Source organism: Campylobacter concisus (assembly GCF_002913225.1).
Classification (GTDB): Bacteria; Campylobacterota; Campylobacteria; order Campylobacterales; family Campylobacteraceae; genus Campylobacter_A; species Campylobacter_A concisus_J.
Window position 1 is genome coordinate 71941 of sequence record NZ_PPAW01000018.1, and the last position, 12976, is coordinate 84916.

Consider the following 12976-nt stretch of genomic DNA (forward strand, 5'->3'; position numbering starts at 1 on the left):
TTAATCCAACTTTTTAAATATCACGACGCCGTTTGTTCCACCAAAGCCAAATGAGTTGCTCATAACAGCTTTTATATCAGCTTTTCTGGCTTTATTTGGAACGTAGTCTAGATCGCAATCTGGATCTGGCGTTTCGTAGTTTATTGTTGGAGGGATGATTCCATCTCTTATTGCCATTATAGATATGACAGCTTCGATCGCACCAGCACCGCCTAAACAGTGTCCAGTCTGACCTTTAGTTGAACTAACTGGTGGGCACTTATCGCCAAAAACAGCCTTTAACGCAGCTGTTTCGTTTTTATCATTTACTGGCGTTGAAGTACCATGTGCATTGACATAGTCTATCTTTACACCTTTTGCCATATCAAGTGCTTGTTTCATCGCGCTTAATGGACCTTCAAGTGTTGGTGATGTGATGTGATGTGCATCTCCGCTCTCACCAAAACCAACTACTTCAGCGTAAATTTTAGCACCTCTTGCAACAGCCGACTCGTACTCTTCAAGCACAAGTGCGCCAGCGCCCTCACCCATTACAAAGCCATCGCGGTTTGCATCAAATGGCCTTGATGCCTTACTTGGCTCATCATTTCTAGTTGAGAGTGCTTTCATCGCTGCAAAACCACCTATACCAACGCCACAGATAGTAGACTCAGCACCGATAACTAGCATATTTGTTGCTTGACCGATCATTATGCATTTTGCAGCTTGTGATATCGCATGAGTGCTTGCTGCACAAGCTGTTACGCTTGATAAATTTGGACCTTTTAGTCCGTGATTTATTGAAACTATGCCACCTAGCATATTTACAAGTGCAGATGGGATGAAAAATGGCGAAATTCTCTTCACGCCTTTTTCAAAATATGTGATTGAGTTTTTCTCAATATTTGGCAAACCACCTATACCAGCTGCTGAACTAACGCCAAATTTATGAGCATCAAACTCTTTAAAATTTGCATCAGCCATAGCTTCGCTAGATGCTTTTATGCCAAGCTGTATGAAACGATCTACTTTTTTCACCTCTTTGCCGTCTAAAATGCTATTTGGATCAAAATCAGTTATCTCGGCAGCAATTTTAACAGGGAATTCGCTTACATCAAAGCTCGTGATCTCTTTCACACCTGTTTTACCCTCGCAAATAGCCTTAAAAGAGCTCTCTTTATCAAGACCAAGTGCGTTTATCATGCCAATACCAGTTACAACGACTCGTTTCAATACATCTCCTTAAATCAAACTATGCAAATTTAAATTATTTGCCTAGTTTTTCTATATAATTTACAACGTCTTGAATGCTTACTAATTTCTCTGCTTCGCTATCAGGAATTTCTACTTCAAATTTCTCTTCTAAAGCCATAACTAGCTCTACAACGTCAAGTGAATCAGCGCCTAAATCTTCGATGATTTTAGACTCTAGTTTTACCGCTTGTGGATCTACGCTTAGTTGCTCTACAACTACGTCTCTTACGTCTTCAAATACTGCCATTTAAGGTCTCCTTATAAAAAATGTCTGTTATCTTATAATATTTACGCTTTTATTTATTTTAAATTTCAAAACTTGTTGAAATTTCATTACATATAAAGTCCGCCGTTTATTTTTAGCGTCTCGCCAGTCACGTAGCTAGCGTGATCGCTTAGTAAAAATGCAACCGCCTCAGCCACCTCGCTAGCACTGCCAAAGCGTTTTAGTGGGATATTATCGCTATAAGTTTTTTTCACCTCATCACTTAGCCCATGCGTCATATCAGTCTCGATAAAGCCCGGAGTTACGCTGTTAAAGCGGATATTTCTGCTCGCACCCTCTTTTGCAAAGCTCTTACTCATGGCGATTAGTCCGCCCTTGCTGGCTGAATAATTCACCTGTCCAGCATTTCCCATCTCACCAACGATAGATGCGACGTTTACGACTGCTCCAAAGCGCTTTTTACTCATCACCTTTAAAGCCTCTCTACATCCTATGAAAGCTGAAGTTAAATTTGCATTTATCACATCTGTAAATTCGCTAGTTTTCATGCGAAGCGCCAGCTTGTCATTTGTGATGCCAGCGTTATTTACGAGGTAGCTTAGCTCGCCGTCGCTATCAACTATCAAATTTATACCTTTTATAAACTCATCTTCGTCTGTCGCGTCAAATTTTATCACTGCAGCCTTGCCGCCATTTTTCTCGATTTCAGCTTGCAAAGCGTCTGCTATCTCAGGCTTTGAGCGGTAGTTTATCCACACTTTTAAGCCCATATTTGCAAGCGTCTTTGCGATTTGTGCGCCGATACCTCTGCTTGCACCTGTTATTAGCACGTTTTTTCCACTAAATTTCATAAATTCTCCTTATAAATTTTGCTTATATTATCAAATTTAAAATAACGCCTCGTCCATTTCAGCTGGAATTTCAAGCCCCATGAGCTTTAAAACACTAGGCGCAATGTTGTTTAGGCCGCCATTTTTTAGCTCTTTAACTCCCTCAGCCATCACAAAGCAAAAGACGTCATAAGTTGTGTGATTTGTCAGTAGCTCGCCGCTGCTATCACGCATCTCTTCGCAGTTTCCGTGATCGCTCGTGATGATCATCGCGTAGTTTTTCTCTTTTGCTTTAGCATAAATTTCTCCAAGAGCCGTATCAACCGCCTCAACCGCCTTTATAGCAGCCTCATAGTTGCCAGTGTGTCCCACCATATCGCCATTTGCGAAATTTACCACGATAAAGTCCTGCTCGTCCTCCATGCCCTTTAGCACAGCCTTGCAAACCTCCGCAGCGCTCATCTCTGGCTTTTCGTCGTAGGTTTTTACTTTTGGACTAGGGATAAGCACCCTAGTTTCGTTGCTGGCTAGCTCCTCGACGCCACCATTAAAGAAAAATGTTACGTGGGCGTATTTTTCAGTCTCAGCCGTGTGAAGCTGCCTTAGTCCAGCAGCTGCTATGACCTCGCTTAGAGTGTTTTTTATCTTTTCATTTTTAAAGAGCACTTCAAATTTAAAATTTGCGTCGTATTCGGTCATGGTGATTAAATTTTTAATAACAAAAAGTCGCTCAAACTCGCTAAATTTCTCCTCACCCAAAGCCTCGCAAATTTCTCTTGCCCTATCATTTCTAAAATTTATAAAGATCACGCCGTCATCTTTGCCTATGCCCTTAAAGCCATTAAAGCTTGCTGGCTTTACAAACTCGTCTGTCACGCCCTCATCGTAGCTTTTTTGTAGATACTCACTTGGTGATAAGCTGCTTAAATTTGCTCCCTTTACCAAGCTATCATAGGCCTCTTTTACGCGCTCCCAGCGTTTATCTCTATCCATCGCGTAAAATCTCCCGCAAACGGTTGCTACCTTAAATTTAGCCTCCAGGCTTTTTATGAAATTTAGACCGCTATTTGGGCTAACGTCGCGTCCGTCGGTGATAGCGTGGGCAAAAACTTCGCAGCCACTTTTGCTAGCAAGCTCGCACATGCCATCAAAATGCTCCATGTGAGAGTGCACGCCGCCGTCGCTATAAAGCCCTATAACGTGGATCTTTTTGCACTTTTTAAAAAGAGCCTTTAGCGCTTCATTTTCTGCTACCGAGCCGTCAGCAAAGCCGCGTGAAATTTTGACTAAATTTTGATACAAAACTCGCCCACTTCCTATGCACATGTGCCCTACTTCGCTGTTACCCATCTGCCCCTCAGGTAGTCCCACAGCGTTTCCAGAAGTTTTTATGAGTGAGTTTGGAATTTCTTTAAAAAATTTATCGTAGTTTGGCTTTTTTGCCGCCTCAAATGCGTTAAATTTGCCATTTTTGTTTGATCCAATGCCATCAGTTATTATAAGTATAGTTTTTTGAGCCATTTTTAAATTTTATCCTTAAATTTAGATAATTTTTAAGGCCATTATACTAAAATTGCTTTTTTTTAAAATAAAGGCCCCTATGTTTTACTATATCTATGAAATTTTAAATTTTAATATCTTTCAGTATATCACCGTTCGCGCTGGCATCGCGTTTTTCATAGCATTTATCTTGACAGCTTATCTGATGCCTAAATTTATCGCTTGGGCAAAGGCAAAAAACGCTGCCCAGCCTATCTACGAGCTAGCCCCACAAACTCACCAAAAAAAGGCTAAAACGCCGACCATGGGCGGACTTGTCTTTGTCTTTACGGCCGTGATCGCCACGATCATCTGCGCTAGGCTTGATAACGCCTTTGTGCTAGCCTCGCTCTTTTGTCTAGTTTGCTTTACTCTGCTTGGTTATAAGGATGATTACAGCAAAATTTTAGGTGCGAAAAACCACGCCGGTCTAAGCCCAAAGGCAAAGCTCTTTTTTCAGTTTCTCATCGCCTTTTTGCTCGCAGCATTTCTCTACTTTAGCAAAGAGCTAAACACCGAGTTTTACCTGCCGTTTTACAAACAGCCGATCTTTGACATGAAAATTTTTGCCATTTTCTTTTGGACGCTAGTCATCGTCGCAGCCTCAAATGCGGTAAATTTAACAGACGGACTTGACGGACTTGCCGCCGTGCCATCGATATTTTCGCTTCTAACACTTGGCGTTTTTGCCTACATCTGCGGCCACGCTGTCTTTAGCTCGTACCTACTTTTACCAAAGATCGCAGGCGTTGGCGAGAGCGTCGTCGTGGCCTCTGCGCTAATTGGCTCACTCATGGGCTTTTTGTGGTTTAACTGCCATCCAGCCGAGGTCTTTATGGGCGATAGCGGCAGCCTAAGCGTTGGCGCATATATCGGCTTTATGGGCGTTGCGACCAAAAACGAAATTTTGCTCATCATCATCGGCCTCATCTTTGTCGTTGAGACACTAAGCGTCATTTTACAGGTGGGTAGCTTTAAAATTTTTAAACGCAGAATTTTCTTAATGGCTCCTATACATCACCATTTTGAGATAAAGGGCTGGGCGGAAAATAAGATCATCGTGCGCTTTTGGATCATTGCGCTTTTAGCAAATTTGATCGCACTAACGGCGCTAAAGATCAGGTAAATCATGCGAGCGCAGATAGAGCCTGACTTTGAGAGTGCTAGAAAAAAATATGATGAAATTTTGGAGCAAATTTTAGCCTACACCGACTATTGCGACGAATTTGGCGATGAGGACGGCGAAGAGTACTGCAAAGTAGAAGAGCGTCTAGCCAAGATAAGCGGCAAGGATATGAGTAAATTTAGCCTGCACGAGTGGTGGGAGGCTGAGGGCGCTGAGAATTTAGCCTTTGACATCGCTTTGCCAGAGCCAAAAGTAGTGCCTGACATAACAAAAGATGAGCTTAGCGAGATCGTCGAGCGTATGTTGGCGCCTGTGCCTAAATTTGATGATGATTTTTTAGAGGCATTTTATGTAAGAGTGAAATTTGCTTGCAAAGGCGCATATTTTGTGGAGTTTTTGAGGCTAAATTTTGCGGATACGTTTAGATTTGAGCTCTTTGAGCGCCGCAAGATAGAGGGCGTGATGCGTGAGCTAAGTGCTAACGATATAGTAGAAATTTTATGGGGCAAAAGAGGATAAAAGCATGAGAAAATCACTATTTGGCTATGGTGGCACGACGAAAGCTATCGCTAAAAACTTCGTAAATGATGGCTTTTGGGACATCTATGATGATAAATTTAGCGAAATTTCAAAAGATGAGTTTGGCAACGCTCTTTTGCCAGTTAGCGAATTTGACCCCGCAAAAAGCGGCCTAGAGATACCAAGCCCTGGCATACCGCCTCACCACGAGCTTATCAAAAAAGCTAAAAATTTGATCAGCGAATATGACTATTTTTATGAAATTTACAAGGCGCATTTGCCATTTAATGTCTGGATAAGCGGCACAAACGGCAAGACGACGACCACAAAGATGATGCAGCACCTGCTAGAGAGCAAGGGCTCAGTAATAGGCGGCAACGTCGGCATCGCACTAGCAAATTTAGACCCGCACGCTAAAATTTGGATACTTGAGACTAGCTCATTTACCCTGCACTACACAAACCGCGCCACACCAGGAATTTACGTGCTTTTGCCGATCACTCCAGATCATCTAAGCTGGCATGGCAACATGAGCGAGTACGAAAAGGCAAAGCTAAAGCCGCTTGCTAGCATGAGTGAAACTAGCGTAGCGATCGTGCCTGAAATTTACGCTAAAACGCCAACCAAAGCCAAAGTGATCGCCTATAAAGATGAGAGCGATCTTGCTCGTTTTTGCGGTGTAAATTTAGGCGATATAGCCTTTAAAACGCCGTTTTTACTTGACGCACTGCTAGCGCTTGCGGTGGAGAAAATTTTATTTGACCACTGTGATGTAGGGCTTTTAAACACATTTGTCATCGAGGCAAACAAGCTTGAAGAGCTCACCGACAAGATGGGGCGGACATGGGTAAACGACACAAAAGCGACCAACATAGATGCGAGCATTCAAGCTGTAAAACGCTACAAAGACCACTTCATGCACCTAATCTTAGGCGGCGATGACAAGGGCGTTAGCATGGACGAGCTATTTGAAAACTTAAGTGGGCTTAAGGTCAAAATTTATGCCATCGGCTCAAACAGCGACAAGCTTATGAATTTAGCTGCTAAATTTAGTGTGCCAGCCCTAAAATGCGACTTTTTACAAAACGCCGTAAATGAGATAAGTAAAGAGCTTAAAAGTGGCGATATAGCGCTTCTAAGCCCAGCAGCTGCGAGCCTTGACCAGTTTAAGAGCTACGCCGAGCGAGGAGATAAATTTAAAGAGTTTATAAGAGCTCTTTGATAGCTTTTACAAAATCACTCTTATTATTTTTAGTTTATATAAAAATTTAGTAAATTTTTCCGATACTACAATACACACATTTTACAGGGATGAAAAAATGCCAAATTTTGACGCCATAAGGATCGGCGTTATCAAAAAGATCAAGGGTGAAGCCATCGTCATAAGCAGGGACGGCACTATGAGGGTGCTGCACAAAGGCGATGAAATTTACCTTGGTGATGATATAAAAACGAGCGAAAACTCGAACCTTACCATTGCTTTTGATGACGGCGAAAAGGCTTATGTCGGCTTTAGCTCGGTATTTCACACTATAAATGTCTTTGCCGAGCATAAAGGCGAGCTAGTCATCCCAAAAAACGCAAACATCCTTGAAAACCACAAAGAACACGCAAATGACGATGGTCAAATCTCCCATCAAGAGCTATCTCCTCACGGCTCATCATCACATAACTTCGCCTCAGTGGGCAGTAGTGGCATAAAATTTGAACTAGGCGGCCACTACTCAAATATACATGACTTCTACACTGGTTTGCGCGCTCTTGAAGCTAGGCATAACGAGGTCAAATGGCCAGTTGGCGAGGCTAAGATCGGTGGGGTCTCATACGCTGGGCTTGGCGCCGAAAACCTAAATTTTACACCACCAGAGCCAAACATCGTGCTAAATTTTAACCTCACAAGTGACACTGGCGAGAAAAAGGGCTTTTTAGGAGGAGCGCAGCTAAACTCACTACCAAAGACTCCTGATGGCAAAAAGATCATCACGAGCATAGGCGTTGATATCCCAGACGTTGCTAAAAATGGCGACATCATCACGATAAAGACAAACATGAAAGGTGGTGGCAAAACTAGCAACTACAAAGTAAATACGATAACAAACGAGCTAATCCCAGTTGATAGCACCGGCACGCCAACTGGAGCGCCTCCTATACCTATCGTAAATGGCAAGGCAGAGATCACTGGGATTGAAATTTTAAACCATAGCAAAACAACCGTGACAAGCTCATACACCACTGGAGGCAGGACATTTACAGCGCCGCCAACTGCCTATGAGCTAAACGACACGCCAGCTATCTCAAAAGTGACAGCCACGCTTGATCTTGATAAAAATGGCGACGGCGTGATAGATGCGACCGAGCTAGGATATGGTAGCGGCACGCAAACTAGCGGTATGAAATTTGTAGTACCTGACGAGCTTAGCACTGGAGATAAGATCACATTTAAGCTAAATGAGCCGGGCAAACCGCCAGTTGAGAAGAAATTTACGCTAGATAAAGAAAATGGCACAGCCACTGACGAGGATGGCAACACATATACATTTACGACTGATGAAAATGGCGCAGTTAGCTTTAGCGTGCCAAACATCGCAAACATCACAGCAGGAAGCAGCATAGAAACTGGTGTAGTTGATAAATTTGGCAACGTCTCAGCCACAAGCACTACACCAAGTAGTAGCGTAAGTGACACTGTAAAAGTAACGCTAACAGCTGATAAAAACGGCGATGGGCTGATAAGTAGCGACGAGATAGGAGATGGCACTTCAAAGGTTGAGATAAATTTACCTCGCACCATAAAACCAAAAGAGAGCGTCACTATAAACATAGGTGGCTCGCCAAAAGAATTTGTCGTAAGCGACGATGGCACAAGCGTCTATGATAAAAATAACCCAAACGCAGTAGTGCCAATAGTTAATGGTAAATTTGAAGTGCCGGGCGTAAGCGTACCAGTAGCACCTGGCTCAAGCGTATCTATAAACACAACGGTTAATGACGAGCATGGCACACCAAAACCAAATGGCACAAGCAACCAAACCACCCCAAGCGTCATAGTAGCTCCACCTGTAAAATCAGCCAAGATAAGCTTTGATAGTGACTTGGGCTCTAGTAATAGAACACCAGATGGCAGGATAGATACCTCAGAAAACAGATACAATGACGGCGACCCAACAAAGACAGATGCCTCCATAAAAATCCCAAGCGTGATAAAAGAAGGCGATAAGATGGCCATCGATGTCACCAACCCAGACGGCAGTAAAACGCACAAAATTTACACATATACTAATGGCAAGATAATCGCCCCTGATCACAATGAAGTGCCACTAAATGATGGTAAATTTAAGATCACAGTGCCAATAGAGCATGGCAAAACCACAAGCATAACGACGACCATGATGGATAAGGCTGGCAACAAAGGCGAAAGCGATACAAATGAGATAAAATTTAGCGACAGCCCCGTGGCTAAATTTGTCAAAGACGCTGATGGAGATGGGCTCATAGATGACACCACTGGAGCTATAACGACCTCTGATGTAAAGGTCTATCTCCCAAGTAGCGCAGTGCCAAAAGATGAGCTAAAGATAAGCATCCTAAACCCACTTACAAACAAACAATCAACCGTGAGCTACATCCTAGATGATGATGGCGTGCATATGATAAACAAAAAAGATCCAAGCGATATAAAAGTGATAAGTGACGGCGCTATCACCATACCAGACGTGACGGTAAGTAGCAAGCGCCCGACCTTAGTCGATGCGACCCTTATAAAAGATGATGGAAGTGCAATATCTGGCACTTCAAGCGGTAGGCTATTTGCCTTTGGTGTGCTTGACTATATAGACGATGTAAAACTTGTTACAAAGATAGATAATGCCGATATCCACTCCGCAAAATACCTAAACGAAGAGGACTACGAGCATATCATCTCGACAAGCCAGTATGAGTCAAATTCGACCCAAAAGATAAACTACAACATCGCTCTTACGAATGACGAACAGCCATACATTAAATTTGGTATAAATAAGCCAGATACCACAAGTGATGGCAAGGGCTACGTGCTAATAGAGATAAAAGATGAAAACGGAAATATAAGTGATAGCTTTATAGCCAAGATCGAGAATAACACCGTCATAGCAGACTTTGAAAAAGCTGGCAAAAAGCTAGATAGAACGCACCACATCATAGACGCCACCTACGTGGGGACTGACGGCGTGCCTCAAAGAGATGATAACCTAACTATCACGGTTGATCTTGACTCAAAGCCTGACAAGCTAATAGAATCTGACTTTGATAATATAAAAAATAGCTCTGGTAGTTACGCTATAAATTTTAGCGGCAAAGGCGAAGCTGCAAACAATCCACACGATGAAAAATCAAAAGATGTAGAGGTCATAGACGCTGAAACATCTGAGAAGACTACACTGACACTTGATAGAAATTTAAGCTACTCTGGAAGCTTTAATGTAGCACAAAACACTGGCAGCAAAAACTATATCGTTGAAAGGCTAGATGATGCAGGAAATTTAGCCGTTCAAACCGTGACTATGGTGGCAAACAAAGGGCTTGACGTTGATATGTGGTTTTTTGACTGCACTAATAGAGAATTTATGGATATATATCCAGAAGTAACAACCCATATACAACATCCTCATGGACCAATCTATGATAGAAAGGATCTTAACGACAACAAAGCAGGATATGGATACCACGTAGCTAACCACTATACACAGTGGATGGAGTGGGCTGGCGTTAGTGCAACTACTACTTATAATGAGCTTTCTTTTCAAGGAGGTAAAGACTGGCAATTAAGCTCAACAAGACCTCACAAAGAAGAGCTAAATATGGACGATATGGCAAAAGTAGGTCACTCTCCATATGCAAAGGATACCGATCACACTGGGGCGCATTACAACCTAAACAAAACAGGAAACTACGTCCTTGAAGAGGCAGAGCCTGTAGGAACTGATCTGATCATGAAAATGAAAGGTTGGATATATATAAAAGAAGATGGTCAATACAACATAGCTGCAAAACACTTTCAAGATATGGTAGATGTAAAAATAGCAGATGAAAGTTTTGGAAAGTGGGCATATTGGTTTGGTTCAGGAGATAATGGTCCTCATGGACAAACTCATCCTTATAATCTAAAAAAAGGATTTTATAGGATAGAGGTTGATTATGTCGATAGAACAAAAGACACACTCTTAGACATAATGATAAAGAAAAGCTCACAAAACGCTAGCGACTATAAAATCATAGGCTCACAAGGAAGCGGCACGCACCTTTTTAGTGATAGCTACGTAAAAGCCCTACATGACAAAGGATATGTTAGCGATGAAAAAGATGGTCTTATAGCTGGTAAAAAAGGATATAGAAGCTTAATAAATCAAGAAAAAGATACAAGCAAACCAGCAAAATATTTTGGTGATGATGCGGATGATTTCAATAAAGTAATACACCTAAAACACAACACAGACGCTCTTGAAGGTAGCAACCTAAACGATGTCTTTATCTATAACGGCAAGAATATAGACGCAAAAGGTGGCGTTGATAAGCTGATATTTGTTGAAGATATAAACCTTAGTGAAGTAAATAATCTAAAGGATAAACTAAAAAGCTTTGAACGCCTGCAACTAGGCACAGAGAGCCAAAACGTTTCAATCGCATTAAACGCAAAGAGCGTTCTTGACATCATAGACTCAAAAACGACAAAGATAACAGAAGGCGAATACTCAACCTTAAGAACTATACCTGGAACAGAGAGTGTAAATACAGTTTTAAAGATAGCGGGTAAAGATGGCGACATAGTAAAACTTATAAATTCTGGAGTTAATAAATTTGAATTAGCAACAAAAGAAGAGGTAACTTTACTAAACTGGAAGCATAGCAAAGCCATAGGTGATAGCTATAATAAAGTAGCTACTGATGGCAACGGGCGCGTGAAAGAAACCACAGATCCATCCAACGCTGATATAAAGAAAGTAGAAAAAGATGCGAATGGAAATCCAATCATCCATCCCTACGATACTCCTATAAATCACGTCTATAAAGGCACATACGTAAAAGATGGCGAGTTAAAGACATTTTTTATTGAGATAGACAAAAATGTCAAGATCGTAGCACAAGAGCGCAACTATGACGATACCTTTACATATAATGCCACCAACGCTATAGACGCAAAAGATGGAGTAGATACGCTCATCTTTACAGCAAATACCGACCTTAGCAACATAGATGTAAAAGATAAGCTAAAAAGCTTTGAGAGGGTGCAACTAGGTAAGGATAATGAAGCGGTTGCCCTCACTCTAAATTCAAAAAATATACTTGACATCGTTGATTCAAAAGAGACCGCCACGACCATCGAAACAAGCGGCACAAAAAAAGAGATACAAGGCACAAAAAGCATAAATACAGTCTTAAAAATAACAGGTGACGAAAGTGACGCGGTAAAACTCATAGGAAGCTTCTCAAAAGCAACCGATGAGGAAGTAACGATGCTAAACTGGAAACACAGTCAAGTTGCGGGCGATGAATTTAATAAAGTCGAAGTCACAGATAATAGCGGTAGTAAAACCTACCCTAACCATAGCAATGTCACTTATAACGCAAGTGCAAATGCAACGATACACGGCATGGATCACGCGGTAAATCAAGTCTATAAAGGCACATATACCGATGGAACTAACACGAGAACATTTTTCGTTGAGATAGACAAAGGCGTTAAATTTACACGCGAAGGTGATGACAAAGATAATAAATTTATCTATGACGGTGACCCTATAGACGCAAAAGGCGGCGTAGATACGCTAATCTTTACTGAAAATATCGATCTTAGTAGAGTGGATGATCTAAATGATAAACTAAAGAGCTTTGAAACTTTACAACTTGGTAGCAATAGCGCTCAGGCGGTCTCGATAGGACTGGATGCCAAAAACGTGCTTGATATCATAGACTCACAAGTAACAGATGGCGGACTAAAAAGCGTAAATACCGTGCTAAAGATCAAAGGCGACAATAACGACAAAGTGGCGCTGGAGGGCAAAGGCACTATCTTCACGCAAGCAACAGACAGCGAAGTGGCAGCACTAAATTTAAAGCATAGCGCTTCAGGTGATACACACAACCAAGTGGCGATTGATGGTAGCGGACATGCGCTAAACCAAGTCTATAAAGGCGTATATGGTAGCGGAGCTGGCGCACAAACATTTTTTATCGAGATAGATAAAGATGTAAGTGTAGTAAATTTGGTGCATTAAATCTTTTAAATTTAAAGAAATTTCTGTTACTCCTTAGCTTAATGAACTTTTAAGCTAGAATCATAAAATTTAAATTTTATGCTCTAAAATCCGCTTTTTTGCGTTAATTAGCTTAAATTTTCATAAACATCCCTAGAAATAATGATTCACACATAATAATTTTTATCATATACTAAAATAAAATTTACTCTAAAAAATATCTATAAGTCACCTAAAAAAAGGCAAATAAAGCCAAATTTAATTAATAATAAGC

At 41.5% G+C, this 12976-nt stretch carries 8 protein-coding genes; 4 read left to right on the plus strand and 4 right to left on the minus strand.

The window, feature by feature from the left end; translation table 11 throughout:
- The 4 genes from CYP26_RS04410 to gpmI form a co-directional block, all read right to left on the minus strand.
- Positions 1–1212 carry a beta-ketoacyl-ACP synthase II gene (locus CYP26_RS04410; RefSeq protein WP_103630520.1) on the minus strand — a complete coding sequence of 404 codons (1212 nt, stop codon included), beginning with the start codon at positions 1210–1212 and terminating at the stop codon, positions 1–3.
- A 34-nt stretch (positions 1213–1246) separates the two neighbouring features.
- On the minus strand, positions 1247–1480 hold the full coding sequence (gene acpP / locus CYP26_RS04415; protein ID WP_002941395.1) for an acyl carrier protein: 234 nt from the start codon (positions 1478–1480) through the stop codon (positions 1247–1249).
- A gap of 86 nt (positions 1481–1566) precedes the next feature.
- The gene (fabG, locus tag CYP26_RS04420; protein WP_103630521.1) at positions 1567–2310 is read right to left on the minus strand and encodes a 3-oxoacyl-ACP reductase FabG; all 744 of its coding nucleotides are present in this window, start codon (positions 2308–2310) and stop codon (positions 1567–1569) included.
- Between the two features lie 36 nt (positions 2311–2346).
- Positions 2347–3810, minus strand: coding sequence for a 2,3-bisphosphoglycerate-independent phosphoglycerate mutase (gpmI, locus tag CYP26_RS04425; protein WP_103630522.1), 1464 nt, complete (start codon positions 3808–3810; stop codon positions 2347–2349).
- 79 nt (positions 3811–3889) lie between these two features.
- On the opposite strand from gpmI, the gene mraY reads away from it, so the two are divergent.
- The 4 genes from mraY to CYP26_RS04445 all read left to right on the plus strand — a co-directional run bounded on the left by mraY (position 3890) and on the right by CYP26_RS04445 (position 12723).
- On the plus strand, positions 3890–4954 hold the full coding sequence (gene mraY, locus CYP26_RS04430) for a phospho-N-acetylmuramoyl-pentapeptide-transferase (protein WP_002941305.1): 1065 nt from the start codon (positions 3890–3892) through the stop codon (positions 4952–4954).
- A gap of 3 nt (positions 4955–4957) precedes the next feature.
- Positions 4958–5473 (plus strand): hypothetical protein, encoded by a 516-nt coding sequence (locus CYP26_RS04435; RefSeq protein ID WP_103630523.1) that lies wholly within the window; start codon positions 4958–4960, stop codon positions 5471–5473.
- A 4-nt stretch (positions 5474–5477) separates the two neighbouring features.
- Positions 5478–6695, plus strand: a complete 1218-nt coding sequence (gene murD / locus CYP26_RS04440) for a UDP-N-acetylmuramoyl-L-alanine--D-glutamate ligase (RefSeq protein WP_103630524.1) — start codon at positions 5478–5480, stop codon at positions 6693–6695.
- A gap of 97 nt (positions 6696–6792) precedes the next feature.
- Positions 6793–12723, plus strand: coding sequence for a hypothetical protein (locus CYP26_RS04445; RefSeq protein WP_103630525.1), 5931 nt, complete (start codon positions 6793–6795; stop codon positions 12721–12723).
- Positions 12724–12976 lie beyond the last annotated feature (253 nt).